The following is a 23,745-nucleotide window of genomic DNA, read 5'->3' as shown; positions in this document are numbered from 1 at the left end:
CATTTCTATCATTATTTTTCACTTCTGGTCTTTGGTATCACTATCTTCTGGTAGATTAACACTGTCACACCATAATAGATCAAATATAACACAAGAAAGCCAATTGAAGAATAAGCAAATGTACGATAAGCATGGTACAAGAGATTTGCTTTTACAAACATTTGCAATCCAAAGGCCACATCCAATAACCCAAGGACTGCAGGAAGCCCAAACAATCCTAAAATTTGAAGCATGATTGAGTGCTGTAGAACCTTTTTACGAGTACCAATTTTATTTAACATTTCAAATCGAACTTTATCGCTTTGCGCACCACTTAAAATTTTAAACATTAAGCAACTGGCCAGCATTGCCAAAAACGCAATTCCAAGAAAGACTCCCATGAATTCCATACTTGAAAACATGCTTTTGAGCATTGAATATAAGACAATAGATTCCCCCATTAATTGTACAGTTTGAGAACCAAATTCTGTCTTTTGCAGATCCATAACAGATTTTAGAGACCGATATTGACTGTTAATATCTTTAACTCTAATTAATTGTAACTCATTTGTCCGACCCCTCAGTTGATCAAATGTTGTATCAGAAATGAATCTGATTCGACGGGATTTTAGGCTTGGATCTTGCAGTGAGGAGAGTTGTTGATACGCTGGTGACTGAGGATCTTTTAATTGCTTTAGTGTACTGGTCTTAATCTGCGAAAGACCAGCCTGATTTCCCTTAAGAACGAACGCTGAATATTTCAGTGGACTTTTATTAAAATCACTAGAACGATAATAAACAACTTTATCAGTCACCTTTTGCTGATAATGACTTGTTGTTTTACCCTCAACCTTTGCTATTAATGAAGACATTTTTGCGGATGGGTTAGTGGCAGAAATGGCATATGCATTATTGCCATTAGCAATTTCTGGAATATCGCTTTGAAATCCAATTCCGACCGTAATTGCACCAAGCGCTAAAGCAAACAACAGTGAAACAACCGATAAAATTTTTGTATAATCACGAATTCGAAATTTTAGCTGTGCAATTGTAAAATTATTAATCCCCTTACTATTAAGTGATGATTGTTGGATTCTTTCAAGCAACATCACAAAAAAGGAGTTAAAAATAAGATAAGTCCCTGCAACAATTGTAATAAGGCCAATCCAGATTGAACCGACTTGTAATTGGCGAATATCATACATTGCATAATAACCACCACTAAGAAGTAAAACACCAAGAATCGCCTGTACGACAAGTCTTTTAGCTTTTGGTTGTTTCCAATCAGTTTGATTTTCAGACTTTAGCAGTTTAAGTGCTGCTGTTCTGGAAAAAACACCTGCATTAATCATACCTGCAATTGCAAATAAAATCATGAATAAAATAAGTGTCGTCCAAATCGCTGGAACATATATCGCCTGAAAATATTTAATTGGAATTTCCAATGAAGTAATTAAAAAACTACTGACGATTTTTGTTAGGCCTATTCCGGCAACAATGCCCAATAACGTCGAAGCAGCACCAACGATTAGAGTTTCAAAACTAATTAATTTACTAATTTTAGAACGCTTAGCACCTAACATCATAAATAACCCATAATCATGTTTTCTCATACTCATTAAAAAATTATTTGCATAAAAAACATATACCAAGGTAATAACGATTAACAGTACGGATCCAAGGATAAAAACCGCCCTGGCATTTTGACCAACCGTTGTTGATGACACAAACTTTTTATTTAGTGCGATTGCCTCAAACATGTAAAAAATAGCTGACGCCATAATGATTCCGGAAAAAAGCACGCAATAGTCTTTCCAACGCGACTTTACCCCAGAAAGTGAAATCTTTAATAACATGACTTTTCCTCCAATTACTGTTCAAACGTCCCTAACTTTTCCAGAATTTCTTGATAAAACTGTGTCCGATCGCGATTACCAGCTTGAATTTCATCCCCGATTTTACCATCCTTAATAAACAGAATTCGTTTGCAGAAACTTGCTGAGAATGGATCATGTGTGACAAGAAGAACAGAAACACCCTGTCGATTAATATTTTTCAACGTATCCAATAATTCCCGAGCGTTGGTTGAATCAAGTGCACCGGTTGGCTCATCACCAAATATGATGGATGGATTAGAAACCAGCGCTCTTGCAGCGGCTACCCGCTGCTTTTGACCACCGGATAATTGAGTTGGATATTTTGCCAACAACTCTTCAATTCCCAATTTTGCGGCCGATTCTCGAACCTTTTGATTAGTAAGCCGTCCCTTTATATTTTGCAGTGATAGCGGTAATGCTATATTCTCAAACACTGTTAACGTTTCAAGTAAGTTAAAATCTTGAAAGATGAATCCCAATTTTTGTGAGCGAAAATCAGACATTTCATTTGATGTTAGTTGCGTTATATCGTTGCCATCTATCTGAACACTCCCACTTGTTGGTTTATCCAACGTTGCTAGAATGTTTAATAGCGTTGTTTTCCCGGAACCCGAGGCGCCCATAATGCCTACAAAGTCACCTTCATCAACTGTAAAGCTAATCCCTTTTAACGCTTCATATGGTCTTTCGGAATTCTGATCGTATACCTTGTGTAAATTTTGAGTTTTAACAATTTCCCGAGTCATATTGTCCTCCTGTATTAGTTCATTACTTGTGTAACTAACTATATATGCCAAGTGCAAATATGTCAACAAAAAAATCGGAAAGTTTAGCATTTAATTCCAAACTTTCCGACTTATATTAAGTTGAATAAAATTAATCAAACTAACTGACATTATCTGTATTAATCACATTTTGGGTACCACGTTCCGTAATAATTGAAACCAGTACGTTGTTGATCATTTGAATCTTTTTCTCATCTGGAATATCAATGCTGATATTCTTTTGAAGCTGTTTTACCGCCTCTTGAGAGATTTCCACAGCTCCTTGAACAATAATTTTTCTTGCAGAAAGAATGGCCGTTGCTTGTTGACGTTGAAGCATTGCACTCGCAATCTCAGTTGCATAGGCCAAATGAGTCAATCTTGTTTCCATGATCGTCAATCCTGCCACTTCCAATCGCTCCTGAAGTTCTCCCTTTAGGGCCTCAGAAACCTCTGTGGAATTACCTCGTAAGGTTAAAATATCCTTTTCTTCATCAAAACTGTCATACGGGTATTGACTTGCAATATGACGAATTGCCGACTCACTTTGGATTTCAACAAATTGTTCATAGTCTTCAACATTAAAAATTGCTTTAGCAGAGTCAACAACTTTATAGACAATAACGGCTGCAATTTCCACGGGATTACCCTTTGAATCGTTCACCTTAATAATTTGACTGTTAAAATTTCGAACTCGCAGCGAAATGGTTTGCTTGCTGGTTAAGGGAACCGTCATGAACAAGCCCGGTGTTCGAATAGTGCCAATATAATTGCCAAAAAAGGTTAATACCTTCGCTTCGTTTGGTTGAATGATTGTCAGAGAACTGGCAAAAAGTAGATCCAAAATAATAATTAACGTGCCAAATACAATGGAGCTAACCGAAGTATCTTGACTACCAATCCATAAAAGGTAACCGCCAAAAGCAAGCAACACCAAGGCAACCACCAGACCAATGTAGCCATTAACATGGAATACATTCTTCTCTTTCAAAAAAACTCCCCCTTTACCACTAAGAAAAGTAATCGATTTACTATCCTAAGTATAAAGCGGAAGCCATTTAAATAACACTATTTACTTAACATTCTTGACTGGTAGAACTGCACCCTTGTATTTGTTATAAATCCATTTCTGAGTACTTGTTGATTGTAGTGCCTTCACCAGTTTCTTAATAGCTGGTTTGTTCTGATCTCCTTTACGAGTAGCAATAATGTTGACGTAAGGGGTGTCACGACCTTCAATCGCAATTGATTGTTTACGAGGATCCAAACCGGCTTGAACAGCATAATTTGCATTGATAACAACGGCATCACCCTCACCGTTCTTGTAGATTTGCGGCATTAATTTCGGTTCATAACTGTGCTTGAATTTCAGATGGCGGGGATTAGATGCAATGTCATCGAAAGTAGCCGATTCAATATTAACGCCCTTCTTCAAAGTGATCAATCCGGCGTTCTTAAACAACTGAAGAATTCGACCATAGTCTGGGGTGTTGTTACTTACAAGAACAGTAGCACCCTTCTTCAAATCTTTAAGGTTTTTGACTTTCTTAGAAAAAACAGCAATGGGTTCAATATGAACGCCACCCGCATCTACTAAAGTGCCGTGGTTTTCTTTATTCCATTGTTTTAAGAAAGGAATATGCTGGAAATAATTAGCATCCAATTCCTTGTCAGCCAATGCTTTGTTGGGCATTACATAATCTTGAAAGACGGTAATTTTCAAGTTAACGCCTTCTTTTTTCAGTTGTGGTGCAACATGCCTTAAAATCTGGGCGTGTGGTACATTTGATGCACCAATCTTAAGCGTAGTGGTTTTCTTGCTTGTACTTGAGGAAGAGCACCCAACTAACAAGAAAGCCGTGAATACGACTGCAAATAAACCTAATAATTTCTTCTTCATGTGAAACCCTCCAAATAAAATATTATAATGTTCGCTTATCAGTCACTTTAACAAGCAAGTCGCCAATATATTGAACTAAGAAAACAAATAAACAAATAATAACCGTCGCAACAAGTGTAACGGTGTTATTACTGGACTGAAAGCCATCCAGATAGGCAAGATTTCCAAGGCCCCCAGCACCAATTGCACCAGCCATCGCAGTATAAGAAATTAATGAAATGGTCGTTACTGTAGCGCCAGCAATTAAAGCAGGTTTGCTTTCAGGCAAAAGTACCTTGGTAATAATCCCCCAAGTCGTAGCTCCCATTGATTCAGCAGCTTCAATAACACCAGAGTCGACTTCCCGAAAATAGGACTCAACCATTCTTGCATAAAATGGAGAAGCTGAAATGACCAAAGATGGTAGCGCAGCTCTCGGGCCAATAATTGTCCCAATCATTTCTTTGGTAACAGGCAATAAAAGCACAATCAAAATAATAAATGGAATTGAACGAAATATATCAACAAAGAGTCCAACAATCCAATTTAAGACTTTAAACAAAGGCCCATTATGAGTCCTGGTTTCATATAAAATCAACCCCAAAATAATACCAAAAACTACTACTGCAATCATTGATATTAACGTCATCCAAACAGTCTCCCAAGTAGCAGACCACATTGACGGCCAATCAACATTTTTAAAAATAAAATACGATTTCAATCCGGTTGCGTTACTCATGGTGAATCACCTCCGTTTCAACACGCATTTTTTTAAGGTAATCCAACGCATCAGTAATTTGTTTTTCATCACCGATAAATTGTAAATCAAGTGACCCTAAGGCGCCTTCTTGAGTTTGTCGAATTGCCCCTGCCAAAATACTGATTTGCAGCTCTGAGTATCGCTTAACAACTTCTGAAACAATTGGCAGTTCAGCTTGTGGTCCATGAAAAACCAATCTAATGATCTGCCCATCAGGATACTTTTTAATTAATTCATCCAGTGTAATGGTCGACTCTTCTTGCTGTGGTGAAAATTCCTCGCTAACAAACTTTTTGGTAACTTCTTCTTTGGGATGCCGGAATACATCAAAAACGGATCCACTCTCCACTACACGTCCTGAATCCATTACAGCTACCCTTTCACAAATTTTTGCGATAGCATGCATTTCATGAGTGATTAATAAAATAGTCAAATTCATTTCTTTATTAATCTTAAGCAGGAGATCCAACACCTCATTAGTCGTATCAGGGTCCAATGCACTGGTTGCTTCATCTGAAATTAAAATCGTCGGTTCATTTGCCAACGCTCTTGCAATTCCAACACGTTGCTTTTGACCACCGGAGAGTTCAGAAGGATAAGAGTGCTCACGTCCCTCCAAGCCAACCAATTTAACCAGTTCTTCGGCACGAGCCTGACGTTTTTTCTTTGGAACTTTTGCGATTTCCAGAGGCAGTGCAATATTGTCAATAACTGTCCGGGACCATAACAGATTGAAATGCTGAAAGATCATTCCGATTTTTTGTCGTTGTACGCGCAATCTATGACCATACAGTTTGGCAATATTCGTACCGTTAATATCAATTTCACCTTTTGTTGGTGCTTCCAAACCATCCAACATTCGGACCAAAGTACTCTTACCCGCTCCGGAATAACCGACTATGCCGAAAATTTCGCCATCATTGATTTCAATATTGACATCTGAAACGGCAGTTAATTCACCATCCTTGGTGCTGTAGTCTTTCGACACATCTTTAAACCGAATCAATTTAATCCACTCCTAACTTGTCAAGATACTAAAAAAAGCTTTTCATCCTTCAACAAACAACTAATCATTGTCTGAAGGACGAAAAGCTTTTTTCGTGGTACCACCTTTATTCGTTATTATTTTTCAATAACAACCTCAAAGAGCATAGTGCAATCTATACTCAACGGAATAATGGGCGTTAACCATTGTTGATTTGCTTTAACCTCATCAACACTTGAAAAAATCAAGACCATCTTCAATAGATTCAGTAGACTCTTTCTCAGCTACCAGAGTTCTCTGATTCAACTTTATCTATTTACTTATCTTGTCACTTTTTTTGTCATTTAACTATATGTTAGTTTACTACAACCAATGCTAACGTCAAGAATTGTTACTTCTGGATTTTCGCAATCCATGAATCTGCTTTATCCTTCTTATTTAGAACTGAGGGATCGTTTGCAGCTTTATCATTAATTGCAATAACTTTACCGGCAACCGGGCTTGGAATATCTGAAACAGCTTTGTCAGCTTCAACATTTAACAACGTGTCCTTGGTAGTCAAAGAAGCGCCTACCTTTGGTAACGATGCAAATGTAATATTTCCAAGTTCATTTTGACCATCGGCAGTTAGTCCAACAGTAACAACACCATTATCTTCATCAGTCCAATAATACTTTGTATCCATGATCAATCCACCCTTTTAAGAAAATTCTTTATCTTCACCAAACATATAACTTTTATTATGATATTGCATTGACATAATAAGACCAATACCAATCATATTTCCGATTAAAGCTGAACCCCCGGCACTTACAAAAGGCAAAGGAATACCAGTTAATGGCAATAAGCCGATACTCATGCCAACATTCTCAAATACATGAAAGAGAATCATCATAATAACGCCAGTGGAGATATAAGCATAAAAAACATTCCTTGTTTCAAAGGTAACCTTTATCATTTGATAAATCAACAGGAAATAAAGGAAAATTAATACACAACTGCCAATGAAACCGAAATTTTCACCAATAACAGAAAAAATCATATCTGATTCTCGAACCGGTACGTAGACGTGCGACTGATTAAAACCTGTTCCAAATATACCGCCTGAACCGATTGCTTTCATGCTTTGCCACAACTGGTACCCTTGATTAGAGGTATCGGCAGAAGGATGAAGCCACGTATCAACCCGATTAAATTGATAGGCTTGAAAACCAATCTTTTCCAATATTTTCCGACCTGCTTCTGGAATAACCAGTGCAAGAGCCGTTCCGGCAATACCAAAAATTGTAATGACGGATGGTAAAATAATCTTCCAGGTAATGCCGGAAACAATGATCATACCACCTAAAATGGCAAAGAAAACAAGCATCGTTCCAAAATCATTTTGTAATTTTAACAGGACTGCAATTGGTACCGTCCATAAGATCATTTTACCAATTAATAGCCAATCACTTTTAGCCGTTTTTAGCGGATGTCTGTCATTATGCTCAACAATAACCCTGCCCAACATTAAAATATACGCTGGTTTCATCACTTCAGATGGTTGAAATGTCAACCCTGCTAAAGAAAACCAGCTTTTAGCACCGGTATTAACATAATACGTTCGACTATAAAGCACCAAAACACTTGCTAGTAGCAGTATTCCCAGCCAGTAAGCAATTGGTGCCACTTTCCACAATTGCTCCGAATCAAACTGCATGATGATAATAACTGCAACAATTCCGATGACATACCAAACAAGCTGCGAAACAACTTGTCTTAAAACACTGGTCGCACTGGAATCATGAGTTGCAGCAACGTAAATTGACGCTAAGCCAATCAACGCAAGCATCAAAACGCAGAAAATAATCCCCCAGTCAATTCTGGATTCTTTTTCTTTGTCCGTACCGCGTTTGGTATCCAAATTTAAACCTCCTCATCGCGCAATAACTTATTAATGATGTAGATGAAAGTCTTTAATTAATAACTGGACGCCTTCATCAAAAGTTTTGACGTGATAGCTTTCCTGATGAGTGTTAACGGCTTGGAATTTGTCGTCATTCACTTTCGTAATCGAACCAATCCGTTTGCGACCGATCATCAAATCGGAAACCTGGTTACCATTTTGGTCCTTGGAATCTTTAATTTCAACATTGATACTTTTAATAGCCTTACTCATTCAATCTCTCCTGTTAATCCTATTTTAAGTGCATCGATTTGCGATATTGATCCCGAGCGGATTTATTTCTAAAAATAGTAAAATGATCCGGAACCGGATCATACCCGCCACGGACAAATGGATGACATCTTAAAATTCGAGCTATTCCCATAACAGCCCCCTTAAGCGCACCATGCTTCTTCAATGCGATCAGCATATAATGACTGCACGTTGGATAATAACGACACGTTGGCGGAAAGAGGGGCGATATAAAGCGCTGATAGCCACGAACCATCAACATCAGAATTTTTTTCACTAAAACTCCCGCTTTTTATCCTATTTCGTCTTAAGTTTCGGGTTTTTAATATATTGTTCCAAAAGAACACCTGCACCCTTTGCAACATTGTCCAAAGGATTTTCGGAAATAATCACAGGTACCGTCAAAGCATCGGCAATCACTTGATCAATGTTACGAAGAAGCGCGCCACCACCAGTTAGCATAATGCCGCGATCAACAATATCCGAAGCCAATTCTGGTGGAATAATTTCCAAAACTTCTTTTGCACCATCAACAATTAACTGAACAGTATCAGCAATTGCGTCGGCAACTTCGTTACTATCAATTGTAATTGCCCGTGGCATTCCTGAAACAGCATCTCGACCACGAACCTCTAATTTCTTAACATCTTTGTCATCTTTTTTCGCAGTGCCAATTTCAATCTTAATTTTTTCAGCAGTGTGCTCACCAATAATCAAACCATGCTTTTGTTTGATATAAGTGACAATTTCAGTATTCATTTTATCTCCGGCAATCCGAATCGATTTGCTGGCAACAATATCGCCTAACGAAATAACTGCAATGTCACTGGTACCACCACCCATATCAATAACCATGTTGCCGCGTGGCTGGAAAATATCCATTCCTGCTCCAACGGCAGCAACTTTTGGTTCTTCTTCAAGATATACTTGGCCGCCACCAGCTTTTTCAGCTGCCTGGACAATTGCATTCCTTTCAATTTCTGTTACGTTTGTTGGCGCACAGATCATGATCTTTGGCTTGGACATGAATCCCTTAACATCTAATTTATTAATGAAATAGGTAAGCATTTCCTCGGTAATATCAAAATCAGAAATAACGCCGTCTTTTAATGGACGGATTGCCCGAATATTACTGGGTGTTCGGCCAACCATCCGATATGCTTCTGTTCCGACTGCCAATGCTTTACCGGTTCGAGTATCAATCGCCACAACTGAGGGCTCATTTAATACTATCCCCTTTCCGGCAACGTAGATCAATACGTTGGCAGTTCCTAAGTCAATTCCTATGTCTTTTGCCATCTGTGAACTTCCTCCTGAAAAACTTTAATCTCAAAAATTAATTATATCACATCTATTGCAAGTTTCTAACAGTTCTTAAGTATTCTCAATAAACATGGCCTAGTTTAGAAAAGATTTAATCTCATCGTCTCAACTAGACCTCAACCGCAAAAAGACCGGTACAAAACACAAATGGTTTCGCTCCGGCCCTCAGCTTTACTTATTTAGATGTTTAACTGATGAAGATTGATTAACAATGATTGAATCATCTTCGACATTGACACGTTTAATTTCAGCGCCCAGGCTAGCCAATTTCTTATGGAAATCATAGTAGCCACGATCCAAATACTGTAAATTGCTGACCTGTGTATAACCCTTTGCAACAAGGCCCGCAATGACTAATGCTGCTGCGGCTCGTAAATCAGTTGCTGCAACCTCGGCACCATTGAAGTCTGTTGGACCATTCATAATAACCGTTCGTCCGGAAATTGTGTACTTAGCATTCATCCGACGAAGTTCTTCCATATGCATAAAGCGATTTTCAAAAACCGTCTCGGTCATTGAACTGTTTCCATCTGCTGCTAATTGCAAAATAGTCATTTGAGGCTGCATATCCGTTGGAAATCCGGGATGAGGCAACGTCTTAACATCTACAGGTTTCAAATGATCCGGTCCAATCACACGGATTCCGGCATCTGATTCGGTGACTGATACACCCATTTCACGCATTTTTAAAATCAACGGCTTATTATGCTCAGCAATTGCATCTTCAATTAAAACATCGCCCCTGGTAACTGCAGCGGCAATCATAAAGGTCCCTGCTTCAATACGATCTTGGACAACTGAATGGTCAGTCCCATGAAGTTCAGAAACACCCTGAATCCGAATCTGCTCAGTGCCGGCACCAACAACCTTAGCGCCCATTTTATTTAACACGTTGGCTAAATCAACTATTTCAGGCTCACGGGCTGCATTTTGAATAACCGTCTTGCCAGTTGCCAAGGTTGCGGCCATCATGATATTTTGAGTTGCACCAACACTTGGAAAATCAAGATAGATGTCAGTTCCAACCAACCCATTTGGAGCCGTTGCTTCAACATAACCGTCATGCTGCTCAATTGTGGCTCCTAAAGCCTCAAACCCTTTTAAATGTAGATCGATTGGTCTGGACCCAATAGCACAACCACCTGGCAAAGCAACCTTCGCCCGACCTAAGCGAGCCAATAATGGACCCATCACAACAATTGAAGCCCGCATTTTTGAAACATATTCAAATGGTGCTTCACTAGATATTTCTGATGATGCATCAAAAGTGATTTCATTATGTAACTCATCAAAATCAACCTTTACATTTAAAAACCGTAACACATTGTTCATTGTGTACACATCAGACAATAGCGGTACGTTTGAAATAGATGTTTGACCTTCACTGGCCAGAATAGTAGCAGCTTGAATTGGCAATACAGCATTCTTCGCCCCGTCAATATGTACTCTTCCCTTTAGTGGGTTTCCACCATGTACAATAATTTTTTCCACAAGAACGCCTCCTACATTATTTTATTAAATAAATTAAATTTTGAATATTAGTGATTACCGAAAGGAAAAATTGTGCACATGCATATCCAATTGCAATGGATAATAACACGATCAACAATTTCCCGGGCAACGCACGAAGAGGGAGATAACGTTCGATGTGGATTTCTTGAACACTCCTAAACGCCATTGCAATAAATAGAAAATACGTAACAAGCGTTACGATGGCTTGGATGCCAATCATTTTCATCTAAATTCCCCCAATTCACTGACAACTATATCATAAAGGCGCAAACTTGTCTCATATTTTCGCGTTTTTTAAGAAAAAGTGTGCGTTTCCTCATAATTGGTTCACTTTCTAAAAGCCCCAATTGCTAAGGAATCTCGTAAACAACCATGTCAGTGCTTACATTTGCTCAACACCAAACATTGTTTGCGATGGCCGGGAAACTAATTTGATTCTTATATACTAACAGACAAAAAAGGATCAAAGCAACATTGAAGTTTTGCTTTGATCCCTTAAAATCTAATTTGTATTACTTTTTAGCAACATTAATTCGGTTAACAGCTCTACGCAACGCAACTTGAGCACGATCCAATGCAGCCTCGTCATTCTTCTGACGAGCTTCGGTGATCAATCTCTGTGCACGTTGTCTAGCACTTTCAGCCCGAGCAACATCAATGTCACTCTGATTCTCGGCACTATCAGCTACAATCGTTGCCATATTGTTTGAGAATTCGATGAAACCACCATTTACAGCAATTTCATCTTCCTCATTACCATACTTAACTCTTGTTTCATCGACATCAAGAGTTGCAATGATTGGCACGTGATTTGCCATGATTCCTAGTTGTCCCGATTGTGTTGAAACAACTATCATGTCAGCAGCGGAATGCTCGTAAACTTTTCCATCGGGAGTAACAATACTAATGTTAATAACTGAACTATCAGCCAATTAAACTCCCTCCTTAGTTTGCTGCACTTTGCTTTTCATCACTTGTGTCTGCAGTTGAGTTACCTTGTAACTTCTTAGCATTAGCAATAACATCTTCGATTGGTCCACAGTTACGGAACGCATCTTCTGGAATGTCATCGTATTTACCGTCAAGAATGTCTTTAAATCCTTTAACTGTATCAGTAACTGAAACATATTTACCGGGAAGACCCGTAAACTGTTCAGCAACTGAGAAACTTTGTGAAAGGAAGAATTGAATTCTTCGGGCACGGTTAACAATTGTTTTTTCCTCGTCGGACAATTCATCCATACCAAGAATTGAAATGATATCTTGCAGTTCACGGTAACGTTGCAAAACGTGTTGAACTTCAGTAGCCACATCATAATGTTCTTGGCCAACAATTTGTGGATCCAAAGCTGATGATGTTGAAGCCAACGGATCAACAGCTGGATAAATACCTTGTTGAGTTAATGAACGTTCCAAGTTGGTTGTGGCATCCAAATGGGCGAAAGTCGTCGCTGGTGCAGGGTCGGTATAATCATCGGCAGGCACATAAACCGCTTGAATTGATGTAATCGCACCCTTTTTAGTGGAAGTAATCCGCTCTTGTAATTGACCCATTTCAGTAGCCAACGTTGGTTGATAACCAACAGCTGATGGAATACGGCCAAGCAAAGCAGAAACTTCTGAACCAGCTTGAGTAAATCGGAAAATGTTATCAATAAATAACAGAACATCTTGTCCAGCTTCATCACGGAAGTACTCGGCAATCGTTAATCCTGTTAAGGCAACACGCATACGCGCACCAGGAGGCTCGTTCATTTGACCATAAACCATGGCGGTCTTGGCAAGAACTCCTGATCCTTTCATTTCGTAATACATATCGTTACCTTCACGGGTTCGTTCACCAACACCGGTAAACACTGAAATACCATTGTGTCCTTGAGCGATGTTATGAATTAATTCCTGAATCAAAACGGTTTTACCAACACCGGCACCACCGAACAATCCAACTTTACCACCACGAATATATGGTTCCAATAAATCAATAACCTTAATTCCGGTTTCCAGAATTTCAGTTGATGGGTTTAATTCATCATACTTCGGGGCCTCACGGTGAATTGGCCAACGTTCTGCGTCTGGGCCAAATTCTGGACCGCCATCAATTGGTTCTCCAAGAACATTAAACACACGACCAAGTGTGTCATTACCAACAGGAACACTAATGGAGGATTCAGTATTTTCAACTTCCATTCCACGACGAAGACCATCGGTTCCATCCATCGCGATCGTTCGTACAACACCATCACCTAAATCAAGCGCGACTTCAACAACAAGTGTTTTATCGTCACTTACATGAACATTTAAGGCAGTGTTAATTTCTGGTAATTTGTCGTCCAAGGAGAATTCAACGTCAACAACTGGTCCGATAACTTGTAAAACTTTACCAGTACTCATGTTAGTTAATTCCTCCATCTAATTGTTATCTGACTTAAGAGCTTCCTGACCACCAGTGATTTCAGTAATTTCAGTCGTAATCGCAGCCTGACGAGCCCGGTTATATTGTAACTCCAATGATGAAATCAAATCGTCAGCATTGTCTGAGGCTGATTTCATTGCAGTTGCACTTGAAGCATGTTCTGACGTTTTTGCGTCAAGAATTGCACCATATACCAAGCTCTCGGAATATTGCGGCAACACAACATTCAAAACCTCTTTTTCGGATGGCTCAACATCATATTCAGCAGTTAATTCTTTAGTTTGAATTTCCTGACTCGCCTCACCTTGAATTGCTTCACTATCAACAGGAAGCATCTTCTCGGCTCTAAAGCGAGAAACCAATCGGTTAACAAAATGTTCATAACAAACATATAATTCATCAAATTCGCCCTTATCATACATTGATGTAATCATTTTAACGATCTGACGAACTTCATTAAACGTTGGTACATCACTCACACCCCGGTACTCATAAGAAACATTTTGACCGCGCTTCTTGTAGAAATCGGAACCATTACCGCCGACAGCAATAATAGTATAATCACCCGACACACCAGAGTGTTTACTGATAAATTCATTAGAATCTCTAATGACATTGGCATTATAGCTACCCACCATTCCTCGATCGGAGGTGATAACCAAATAGGCAGTTCTCTTAGCTTTAGACTGATCATTATCTGCCGAATGACCTGAGGATTTTAGCCCATCCAGAATATGGGATTGAGCTAAATGCATAACTACAGATTTTACTTGGCTTGCATATTCCGCGTAGCTTGAGGTATGCTTTTGAATTTGGTTTAATTTAGCCTGAGAAACCATCTCCATTGCATTCGTAATCTGACGCGTCTTCTTTGTAGAAGTAATCCGATGTTTAACATCGTTAAGCGAAGCAGGCATGTAATCTCACCCTCCTTAAAAACTAGTCATTTGTTGCAGTTGACTTTTGATCATCGTTTGAGGCAGTTGTTTGTCCTTCATCTTGCTTACTTGGTTGGAATGTTTGATCAAATTCTTTAATTGCAGCATCCATTTTAGATGTATCAGGCAGATTACCGGTTTTAGCGATACTGTCCAACAGATCCTTATGTGAACGATCAAAGAAGTCAAAAATCTCATTTTGATAACGAAGAATGTCATCAATTTCAATTTTATCCAAAAATCCATGTGTCAAGCAATAGAGAATAAGAACTTGTTTTTCAACTGGAATTGGAGAATGAAGTGGTTGTTTCAAAACTTCAACGGTTCGAGCACCACGATTTAACTTAGCTTGAGTGGCTTCGTCAAGATCAGAACCAAATTGTGCAAATGATTCCAATTCATGATATGAAGCTAAATCAAGACGCAAGGTACCGGCAACTTTCTTCATTGCTTTAACCTGCGCATCACCACCAACACGAGAAACTGATGTACCGGCATCTACGGCAGGACGAACACCTGAATAGAAGCTATCAGCATCCAAGAAGATCTGACCATCAGTAATTGAAATAACGTTGGTTGGGATATAAGCTGAAACATCTCCAGCCTGAGTTTCAACAATTGGCAAAGCAGTCATTGACCCACCGCCCAATTTATCGCTCAACTTGGCAGCTCGTTCCAATAGACGTGAATGAGTATAGAAAATATCACCAGGATAAGCTTCACGACCAGGTGGTCGACGAAGAATCAAGGAAAGTTCACGATATGCGTTAGCTTGCTTTGACAAATCATCATAAATGATCAAAACATGTTGGCCTTTATGCATGAAGTATTCACCCATCGTTGCACCGGCATAAGGCGCAATATACAACAGTGAAGCAGGTTCAGAAGGACCCGCAGAAATAACAGTTGTATAATCCATTGCACCAAATTTTTCCAGCGTGCTTACAGATGCCCGGACAGTAGATTCCTTTTGCCCAATAGCAACATAAATACACTTCATGTTCTGATCTTTTTGATTCAAAATAGTATCAATGGCAATCGAAGTCTTACCGGTTTTACGATCTCCGATAATCAACTCACGCTGACCACGACCAATTGGAATCAAAGAATCAATTGATTTAATACCAGTTTGCAATGGTTCAAAAACAGATTTCCGATCCATAACACCTGGTGCTTTGTGTTCAATTGCCTTATGATCATCGGCCTTAATAGGTCCTTTACCATCAATCGGTTGACCGAGTGAATTAACAACTCGTCCAATCATATCGTCCCCAACAGGGACTTCCATAATTCGACCAGTACGTTTTACAGAATCTCCTTCACGGATATTTGTATCATCACCCAAAACCATAATACCAACATCATTGGCTTCAAGGTTTTGAACCATTCCGAAAACACCGTGGCCGAAGTCGAGCAACTCCCCAGACAACGCATTTTCAAGACCATGCGCACGAGCGATACCATCACCAACATATGTAACGATACCTGTTTCTTTAACATCAAGCTCGTTTTGGTAACCTTGCAATTGTTGCTTGATAAGAGCACTGATTTCCTCAGCTTTAATGCTCATAAGTTTCACCTCTTTAAATAGATATCGTTAGTTCAACAATAATTCTTTTACTTTATTAATTCGAGTTTTGACACTACCATCAATAATGACATCAGAAGATTTGATAACAATACCACCAATAAGTGACTTGTCAACCTTTGTATCAAAAATGACTTTAGCGGCACCAACCCGTTTCTCAAAGGCTTTTGCCAAGCGCTCCTGCTGATCACTATCAAGTTCAGTTGCGGACACAACCTCCGCGCGAACGATCTTCTTATCATCCTCGTATAATTGCTGGAATTGATCAATGATCGTGATAATGTCAGGAAAACGACGGTAACTTGCTACGACTTTGAGAAAATTATTGATAAAGTCAGATGCATTTTTAGTGATAGGAGCTAGCAATGACGTTTTTTGGTCATCAGAAACCCTCATATCATCAAGAATATCAATCAACTTGGGATTGGCAACAAAAATTTTACGAAGTTCAATTAAATCAGCGTAGCCATCTTCAAGGCCCTTAGCATCTGTTAGAACTTCAAACATTGCCTTGGCATATTTCTTAGCTGCTGTTATGTTAGTTGATTTCATTTCTGCTTACCCAACCCTTCAATATAAGAATCGACCAGCCCTTTTTGATCTTGTTCATTCAATTCTTTTGAAATAATCTTAGTTGCAATTTCAATTGAAAGGCTTGCCACATCTTTACGAGAATTAGCCAAAGCTTCTTGTCGCTGTTGTTCAATATCCTTTTCAGCAGAACTCTTAAGATTAGATGCTTCATTTCTCGCATCTTCAACGATCTGTTCACGTTGTCTTTGCCCATTCTCTTTAGCAGTGTTAATGAGATTATTTGCATCTTCACGAGTCTTATCTAATTGTGCTTGACGTTGTTGAGCAAGTTCAGCGGCTTTATCACGTGAGTTCTTAGCAGAATCAATATCATTAGCGATCTTATCTGAACGGTTTTGCATCATCTTAGTAATCGGATTCCATGCAATGAGTTTGATCAGATACATCAAAATCAAGAAACTGATCATAACAAAAATCATGTCTCCGGTATAAAGTTGAGCTCCAACTACCGAATATGAAAACATTAATTGGCACCTCCTTCTTTGTTATTTTAGCAATACTAGCAGACTACTTGTTCATAACTAGCAAAGCAACAACGAAGGCGATGATAGGCATAGCTTCAACCAAACCAACACCGATGAACATGTTACCACGAAGTTGACCGGATAATTCTGGCTGACGTGCCATACCTTCCAACATCTTAGCGATTAAAATACCATCACCAATAGCACCACCGATTGCGGCGCCTGCCATAGCGATACCTGCAGCGATTGCTCCCATAATTAATAATCCTCCTTAAAAATATCTTGTTATACTTCTTCTACCTCAATCTTTTGAGAAATGTATACCGACGACAACGTTACAAAAACATATGCCTGAATACATGAAATAAAGACTGAGAAGCCTTGCCAGATCAGTTCAAGTGGTAGCATTCCTATCCACATGACCGGTCCTCCACCTGTCGCCATTCCGGTAATCATAGTCAGAAGCATTTCTCCTGAAAGAATATTACCGAATAGTCGCAATCCCAACGTTAAGAAATTGGTGAATTCCTCAAAAAGATTAACAACTATAAATATCTTAAACGGTTTGAGATAATTCTCAAAGTGTTTCTTATAACCCAAAGTACGAATCCCCAAGAACTGGGCAAGTGTCAGGGTCATAAGAGATAAGGTCATCGTCACAACCGGATCAGAAGTCGGGCTTTTTACATACGTAATGCCTGAGACGTCAATGTGCAAAAACAGTCCCATGTTGTTGGCAACCAACAAGAACAAAAACAATGAAAAGCCCCATAAGCCTAACATTTTACTAGCTTCTCCGGAAACTGAACCACCCACAATACCATTGGTAAAATCAACGGCATATTCCAGAATATTCTGTGCCTTTCCAGGTTTCATAGTAATGTGCCTGGAAAGCGCATAGACTAGAGCTAAAACGATCAAACAAGCGAGCAAAATCGAAATCATGTTACCTGCGTTAAACGTCAGTCCTAAGAATGTAAAAGTATGATTAGACCCTCCAATGGACATTAAAATCTCACCTCTTTCTACGACATAATCTACGCAAGCTAATCAATCTGGTTATTCGGTCGGGAAGACATTAATACCAAAGTGAACTTTGCGATGGTAATGAATACATCTCAGCATCCAAATACAATTGAAACTATACCACCATTCATTACAAAATTCAAAACAATATTGACATGCTATACATCCCGTCAAATTAGGAAATCAGCCAACTTACAGGGCCTTGTCACATGAAAACATGAAAACAAAATGAAAGGGCCAAAATATTGCCAATCGTTGCTTTACAGCAAACTGACTGCTAGTAAAGTCGTAAAGGCTTTTTATTGTTGGTTTTCAATAACTTAACAATAGTATGAAAAAAGATTGCAGCAAGTTAGTTGCAATCAATCTTCAATTACTTTGTTCCAAAGAGTCTGTCGCCTGCATCACCCAATCCAGGAACAATGTAACCTTTGTCATTTAATTTTTGATCTAATGCGGCTGTATAAATATCTACATCAGGATGAGCTTCCTGAAGCGCTTTAACACCCTCGGGTGCAGCAACCAAACACACAAACTTAATATTTGAAGCACCGCGTTTTTTTAATGCATCGATGGCCATAATTGACGAACCACCAGTTGCCAACATTGGATCAACCACAAAAATTTGCCGTTGATCAATGTCAGACGGCAATTTTACAAAATACTCATGTGGCTCCAAAGTCTTTTCATCACGATACATCCCAATGTGACCTACTTTGGCTGCTGGAATCAAATCCAAAATACCGTCTACCATCCCGATACCAGCACGTAGGATCGGCACAATGGCAACCTTTTTTCCAGAAATTTGTTTTGCATGTGCAATACCTTCTGGGGTTTGAACGTCAACGTCTTCCAAAGGCATATCGCGAGTAACTTCAAACGCCATTAAATTAGCAATTTCATTAACAATTTCCCGAAATTCTTTGGTCCCACAGTTTTTATCCCTGATAATTGTTAATTTATGCTGAATTAACGGATGATCCATGACTTGAAACTTACCCATTATTCCCACTCCTTTTTTTATTTCTAGACAATTGTATCACATATACGAGAAGCAATTTCATAAAAAAAGTTCGAAACATTAATTAGTTTCGAACTTAAAGCAGTTTGTGGTTTTAAATAGACCTAAAATCCGGTTAGTTGCTAATAGCCGATACTAACAGCTGAATACTTTACTCGGCAATCTGATTAAACAAACAATGCTTTGTTAATCAAGTGGATGCTTTTCGGTTAGTTGTTCAACTTTGGCGGCGACATCTTTGAGATTAGCATCATTTTCTGGATCTTCAATAACTTGGAGAATGAGTGTCGCAACCTGGCGGGCATCGTCTTCATCAAATCCACGAGTTGTAATTGCAGGTGTACCCAAACGAAGCCCACTTGTTTTCGAAGGTGGCAACGGGTCATTTGGAATTGATTCTTTGTTAGTCGTAATGTGAACCGAGTCCAAAATATTTTGAAGATCTTTTCCGTTTAACTCACATTCGGTTAAATTCAATGTCATTAAATGGTTATCAGTGCCACCAGTGAGAACCGACACGTTATCAGAAGCTTCAAAAACGGCTGCCATTGCTTGAGCATTTTTGATAATTCGAGCAGCATAATCTTTAAATGATGGTTGGAGGTCTTCGTAGAAAGCAGCCGCTTTTCCCGCAATCACGTGCTCCAATGGGCCACCCTGACTGCCAGGAAATACAGCCGAGTTGAGCTTTTTGGCATACTTTTGTTTAGCCAGAATCAGTCCACCACGAGGGCCCCTAAGTGTTTTATGTGTTGTTGTTGTCACGACATCAGCGACAGGAACTGGATTAGGATGAAGTCCGGCAGCAACCAAGCCTGCAATATGAGCCATATCAACCATTAAGTATGCACCAACAGAATCAGCAATTTCACGGAATTTATCCCAATCAATAATTCTACTGTAAGCCGAAGCACCGGCAATAATTAATTTGGGTTGCACATCTTCTGCAATCTTTGCAACTTGATCGTAATCAATTAATTGTGTTTTGGGATCAAGGCCATATGAATATGAATCATATAGCTTGCCAGAAAAGCTAACTTTGGCACCATGGCTTAAATGACCACCGGCATCAAGTCCCATTCCCAATATTTTATCTCCGGGTTTTAGCAGGGCAGCATAAACTGCCTGATTAGCTTGTGAACCTGAATGCGGTTGAACATTAGCGTATTCCGCACCAAATAATTCTTTGGCACGATCAATGGCAAGCTGTTCAACAACATCAATAAATTCACAACCACCATAATAACGGCGTCCAGGATAGCCTTCGGCATACTTGTTAGTCAAAACGGATCCTTGAGCAGCCCGAACAGCATTCGAAACAATGTTCTCAGAAGCGATCAATTCAATATTATGCTCCTGACGGTTTTCCTCATTCGCAATTGCATCCCATAGTTCGGGATCCTGTTGCTTGTAATCGTAATTCAACTGCAACACCTCATTAATTTTTTATTTGGTATATGTTGATTATAACTGCTTGAAATGCATTTGCCCAGCCGATTTATTAAGTCGATTCATATAAGCCTCGGCAATCCCAGATGGCTTAAGGCCTTGAGTAAAAATTATTTTTATTTCAGGATGGTTGTCGAATTCCCGAAGGTCTGCAAACAAATCACGACTTGCCGTTCGGGAATTGCTGCCTAAGGTCACGATTTGAGCATTCATTGGCCAATCAATTGATGAAATCACGTTATCAAAAGCCATCACCCCAACTGGTTGCGGATGGCTTTCAATCCATTTAGCCACATCAAGCCAACTGTCTTCAGGATCGACAATATAGACTTGAGCATTTGGCGCATAATGTTTATATTTCATCCCCGGTGCCTTGGGTGTCTGATCGGTGCCAACGTGATGCAATTCGTCAATCACGTTTTGATGGATAACAGCCTCAATATCATCTTTGGTAACAGCACCCGGACGAAGAATAGACGGTGTTTTAACAGACATATCCAAAACGGTGGATTCGACGCCAACGGTGGTTGGACCATCATCTAGGATTGCTGCAATTTTACCATTTAAATCATGGTAGACATGTTGGGCAGTTGTTGGGCTTGGCTTCCCCGATGTGTTGGCAGAAGGGCCAACAATCGGAACACCCGCTTTTGTAATTAAATCGAGTGTTAACTGATTTTGGGGAAATCGGAAAGCTGCAGTGTTAAGACCACCTGTTACAGCCTTTGATAAAACATTTGGCTTGAGCTTAAAAATCATTGTTAACGATCCCGGCCAAAATGCTTTAATTAGCTTCTGGGCATCGTCACTAATGTGATCAACATATTTTGTTACCATTTCAACTGACGACACAGTCACGATCAAAGGATTATCACTTGGACGTCCCTTGGCTGCATAAACCTTTTTAACGGCAGTTTCATTGGTTGCATCCGCTCCAAGCCCATAAACTGTTTCAGTCGGAAAAGAAACCAGCTCCCCCTCCTTAATAAAATTTGCTGCTTGTTCAATCTGGTCTTTTTTTAAGATTAACGTTTTCATCACAATTATTCTCCATTCTTTCTTAATTGAACCATCCGTTGATGGCCGGAAACATCGTGTTTAGCCGTAACAATGGCGTTAGGAAGCGCTTCTTGAAATATTTTTCGGACAGAAGCTTCCTGATGAAACCCGATTTCAACAAATAACTGCCCACCCGCGTTCAAATGAGCATCAACACCCTTGGCTAATGATTTATAAATGGCAAGGCCATCATCTGCTGCAAACAAAGCAATCTTGGGTTCATTATTCTTAACACTGCTATCCATGTCACCCACTTCCGAGGCGGAAATATATGGTGGATTAGACACAATCAAATCAAATGCTTCATTAATATGGGCAAATATATCGCTTAAAATAAAATTGATTGCCACGTGATGTAACTGAGCATTCTGTTGCGCAACTTTCAAAGCCGAATCTGAAATGTCACTGGCATTCACCTGCCACTCCGGTCGATTGGCTTTTAACGCAATTGCAATCGCGCCGCTTCCCGTACCAATATCCAGCACCTTTAAAGGGCGGTTTGTATAAACAGTGGTTTGATCCAAAATCCAATCAACTAATTCCTCGGTCTCTACTCGGGGAATCAGAACATTTGAATCAACATTTAAAGTCAGTCCATAAAAATCTGCCTGGCCAACAATATATTGAACGGGTTCGCCGGAAATCAGCCTTTTGACATCATTTTGAAACTGCAGCCATTGTCCGGATGACATTCTGTCATGATAATGAATCAGCATGTCTGTCGTTGAAAAACCAAACCGTTTTTGAATCAAAAAATCGATATCATACATATCAATCTGTGAAAAATTCTGAATACGAAAAGAAGCCCATCTCCGGGCTTCAAAATAAGTTGGCTTTTCTGGACTATTCATGAGTTCAATTCTCAAGTTTCTTAGCCTGGTCAGACAAAATTAATGCATCAACGATATCATCAAGTTCGCCATTCATAATTTTATCCAATTTGTTTAACGTCAACCCGATTCGATGATCGGTCACCCGATTTTGCGGGTAATTATAAGTTCGGATACGTTCCGAACGGTCTCCTGTCCCAATTGCGGACTTCCGTTCAGCGTTGTACTGATCCTGTTCTTGCTGCGCATAATAGTCGTACACTCTGGCCTTCAAGATTTTCATGGCTTTTGCCCGGTTTTGCTGTTGTGATCGTTCATCTTGCATGGCAACAACAATTCCGGTTGGTAAATGCGTCATTCGAACAGCAGACGATGTTTTGTTGATATGCTGTCCACCGGCACCGGACGAACGATAAACATCTACCCGGATATCTTTAGGATCGATATCAATATCAACATCCTCTTCCTCGGGCATCACGCCAACCGTTGCGGTCGACGTATGAACTCGACCGGCGGATTCAGTCACGGGTACCCTCTGAACACGGTGTGCGCCATTTTCATACTTCAGCTTTGAGTAAACCTTATCACCGGTAATCATCAACACAATTTCTTTAAAGCCACCCACTTCAGTTTCACTTTTATCAATGACTTCGACTTTCCAGCCTTGTCGTTCGGCATATTTAGAATACATACTGAACAAATCAGCCGCAAATAAGCTTCCTTCGTCTCCTCCGGCAGCACCATGAATTTCCATAATAATATTTTTTTCATCATTGGGATCTTTTGGCAAAAGCATCACTTTAAGCTGATCTTCCAGCTTGGCTTTTTGATCCTTAAAATCTGAAATTTCATCCTTGACCATTGATTCCAAATCGGCATCATCAATTTTTTCACGTAACATTTCTTCATCATCATCAAGTTGTTTTGAAACTTCTTTATACTTATTATAAGCTGCAACCGTATCCCGCAACTCGCCCTCTTCTTTTGAAAGCTTCATGAATCTCTGGGTATCTGCAATCACTTCCGGATCACTGATTAACTCATTTAATTCATCGTAACGGTCAACAACTGCCTGTAATTTATCAAATATTTCGTCCATTAATAATTC

Annotated in this window: 26 protein-coding genes and 1 other annotated feature; all 26 genes read right to left on the bottom strand. The window is 39.5% G+C overall.

The window, feature by feature from the left end:
* Positions 1–11: 11 nt before the first annotated feature.
* A complete protein-coding gene (locus GQR93_RS06685) occupies positions 12–1,835 on the bottom strand; it encodes an FtsX-like permease family protein (RefSeq protein WP_035444737.1) in 1,824 nt (607 codons plus the stop codon).
* A 14-nt stretch (positions 1,836–1,849) separates the two neighbouring features.
* Complete coding sequence (locus tag GQR93_RS06680) at positions 1,850–2,602, bottom strand: ABC transporter ATP-binding protein (RefSeq protein ID WP_035444736.1); 753 nt, start codon at positions 2,600–2,602, stop codon at positions 1,850–1,852.
* A 139-nt stretch (positions 2,603–2,741) separates the two neighbouring features.
* Entirely contained in the window at positions 2,742–3,611 is an 870-nt protein-coding gene (locus tag GQR93_RS06675; protein WP_003553595.1) for an SPFH domain-containing protein, read from the bottom strand.
* 81 nt (positions 3,612–3,692) lie between these two features.
* Positions 3,693–4,520: a MetQ/NlpA family ABC transporter substrate-binding protein gene (locus GQR93_RS06670; protein ID WP_003553594.1), complete on the bottom strand. Its 828-nt coding sequence runs from the start codon at positions 4,518–4,520 to the stop codon at positions 3,693–3,695.
* 22 nt (positions 4,521–4,542) lie between these two features.
* The gene (locus tag GQR93_RS06665) at positions 4,543–5,238 is read right to left on the bottom strand and encodes a methionine ABC transporter permease (protein WP_003553593.1); all 696 of its coding nucleotides are present in this window, start codon (positions 5,236–5,238) and stop codon (positions 4,543–4,545) included.
* Positions 5,231–6,265, bottom strand: coding sequence for a methionine ABC transporter ATP-binding protein (locus GQR93_RS06660; protein WP_003553592.1), 1,035 nt, complete (start codon positions 6,263–6,265; stop codon positions 5,231–5,233). The genes GQR93_RS06665 and GQR93_RS06660 overlap by 8 nt, the downstream gene beginning before the upstream one ends.
* 71 nt (positions 6,266–6,336) lie before the next feature.
* Positions 6,337–6,585, bottom strand: a binding site (T-box leader).
* 50 nt (positions 6,586–6,635) lie between these two features.
* The gene (locus tag GQR93_RS06655) at positions 6,636–6,929 is read right to left on the bottom strand and encodes a glycine cleavage system protein H (RefSeq protein WP_003553591.1); all 294 of its coding nucleotides are present in this window, start codon (positions 6,927–6,929) and stop codon (positions 6,636–6,638) included.
* Positions 6,930–6,944: 15 nt separating this feature from the next.
* Positions 6,945–8,147, bottom strand: a complete 1,203-nt coding sequence (locus tag GQR93_RS06650) for an FtsW/RodA/SpoVE family cell cycle protein (protein ID WP_003553589.1) — start codon at positions 8,145–8,147, stop codon at positions 6,945–6,947.
* Between the two features lie 30 nt (positions 8,148–8,177).
* Positions 8,178–8,402, bottom strand: a complete 225-nt coding sequence (locus tag GQR93_RS06645) for a DUF2969 domain-containing protein (RefSeq protein WP_003553586.1) — start codon at positions 8,400–8,402, stop codon at positions 8,178–8,180.
* 19 nt (positions 8,403–8,421) lie between these two features.
* Positions 8,422–8,697 (bottom strand): membrane protein insertion efficiency factor YidD, encoded by a 276-nt coding sequence (yidD, locus tag GQR93_RS06640; protein ID WP_035444735.1) that lies wholly within the window; start codon positions 8,695–8,697, stop codon positions 8,422–8,424.
* 20 nt (positions 8,698–8,717) lie between these two features.
* Positions 8,718–9,719 (bottom strand): rod shape-determining protein, encoded by a 1,002-nt coding sequence (gene mreB, locus GQR93_RS06635; protein ID WP_003553582.1) that lies wholly within the window; start codon positions 9,717–9,719, stop codon positions 8,718–8,720.
* 195 nt (positions 9,720–9,914) lie between these two features.
* Positions 9,915–11,234 (bottom strand): UDP-N-acetylglucosamine 1-carboxyvinyltransferase, encoded by a 1,320-nt coding sequence (murA, locus tag GQR93_RS06630; RefSeq protein WP_003553580.1) that lies wholly within the window; start codon positions 11,232–11,234, stop codon positions 9,915–9,917.
* A 16-nt stretch (positions 11,235–11,250) separates the two neighbouring features.
* Positions 11,251–11,481: a DUF1146 family protein gene (locus GQR93_RS06625; RefSeq protein ID WP_003553577.1), complete on the bottom strand. Its 231-nt coding sequence runs from the start codon at positions 11,479–11,481 to the stop codon at positions 11,251–11,253.
* Positions 11,482–11,767: 286 nt separating this feature from the next.
* Entirely contained in the window at positions 11,768–12,187 is a 420-nt protein-coding gene (locus GQR93_RS06620) for a F0F1 ATP synthase subunit epsilon (protein WP_003553576.1), read from the bottom strand.
* 13 nt (positions 12,188–12,200) lie between these two features.
* Positions 12,201–13,646 carry a F0F1 ATP synthase subunit beta gene (gene atpD / locus GQR93_RS06615; RefSeq protein WP_166427837.1) on the bottom strand — a complete coding sequence of 482 codons (1,446 nt, stop codon included), beginning with the start codon at positions 13,644–13,646 and terminating at the stop codon, positions 12,201–12,203.
* 18 nt (positions 13,647–13,664) lie between these two features.
* On the bottom strand, positions 13,665–14,585 hold the full coding sequence (locus tag GQR93_RS06610; RefSeq protein ID WP_003553574.1) for a F0F1 ATP synthase subunit gamma: 921 nt from the start codon (positions 14,583–14,585) through the stop codon (positions 13,665–13,667).
* A gap of 22 nt (positions 14,586–14,607) precedes the next feature.
* On the bottom strand, positions 14,608–16,176 hold the full coding sequence (atpA, locus tag GQR93_RS06605) for a F0F1 ATP synthase subunit alpha (protein WP_003553573.1): 1,569 nt from the start codon (positions 16,174–16,176) through the stop codon (positions 14,608–14,610).
* A 27-nt stretch (positions 16,177–16,203) separates the two neighbouring features.
* Positions 16,204–16,746 (bottom strand): F0F1 ATP synthase subunit delta, encoded by a 543-nt coding sequence (locus GQR93_RS06600; RefSeq protein WP_003553572.1) that lies wholly within the window; start codon positions 16,744–16,746, stop codon positions 16,204–16,206.
* Entirely contained in the window at positions 16,743–17,252 is a 510-nt protein-coding gene (gene atpF, locus GQR93_RS06595) for a F0F1 ATP synthase subunit B (protein ID WP_003553571.1), read from the bottom strand. Before atpF ends, GQR93_RS06600 begins: the two co-directional genes overlap by 4 nt.
* A 43-nt stretch (positions 17,253–17,295) precedes the next feature.
* Complete coding sequence (atpE, locus tag GQR93_RS06590; protein ID WP_003553570.1) at positions 17,296–17,508, bottom strand: F0F1 ATP synthase subunit C; 213 nt, start codon at positions 17,506–17,508, stop codon at positions 17,296–17,298.
* Between the two features lie 29 nt (positions 17,509–17,537).
* Positions 17,538–18,260 carry a F0F1 ATP synthase subunit A gene (gene atpB, locus GQR93_RS06585; RefSeq protein WP_003553569.1) on the bottom strand — a complete coding sequence of 241 codons (723 nt, stop codon included), beginning with the start codon at positions 18,258–18,260 and terminating at the stop codon, positions 17,538–17,540.
* A 391-nt stretch (positions 18,261–18,651) separates the two neighbouring features.
* Positions 18,652–19,281, bottom strand: coding sequence for a uracil phosphoribosyltransferase (gene upp, locus GQR93_RS06580; RefSeq protein ID WP_003553568.1), 630 nt, complete (start codon positions 19,279–19,281; stop codon positions 18,652–18,654).
* 204 nt (positions 19,282–19,485) lie between these two features.
* Entirely contained in the window at positions 19,486–20,733 is a 1,248-nt protein-coding gene (gene glyA / locus GQR93_RS06575; RefSeq protein WP_003553566.1) for a serine hydroxymethyltransferase, read from the bottom strand.
* Positions 20,734–20,763: 30 nt separating this feature from the next.
* Positions 20,764–21,786: an L-threonylcarbamoyladenylate synthase gene (locus GQR93_RS06570; RefSeq protein ID WP_003553564.1), complete on the bottom strand. Its 1,023-nt coding sequence runs from the start codon at positions 21,784–21,786 to the stop codon at positions 20,764–20,766.
* A 5-nt stretch (positions 21,787–21,791) separates the two neighbouring features.
* The gene (gene prmC, locus GQR93_RS06565) at positions 21,792–22,658 is read right to left on the bottom strand and encodes a peptide chain release factor N(5)-glutamine methyltransferase (protein WP_003553562.1); all 867 of its coding nucleotides are present in this window, start codon (positions 22,656–22,658) and stop codon (positions 21,792–21,794) included.
* Between the two features lie 4 nt (positions 22,659–22,662).
* Entirely contained in the window at positions 22,663–23,736 is a 1,074-nt protein-coding gene (gene prfA, locus GQR93_RS06560) for a peptide chain release factor 1 (RefSeq protein ID WP_003553560.1), read from the bottom strand.
* Positions 23,737–23,745 lie beyond the last annotated feature (9 nt).

The sequence above is a fragment of the Lentilactobacillus hilgardii genome (genome assembly GCF_009832765.1).
Lineage (GTDB): Bacteria > Bacillota > Bacilli > Lactobacillales > Lactobacillaceae > Lentilactobacillus > Lentilactobacillus hilgardii.
This window is presented reverse-complemented; position numbering and strand designations above follow the sequence as displayed.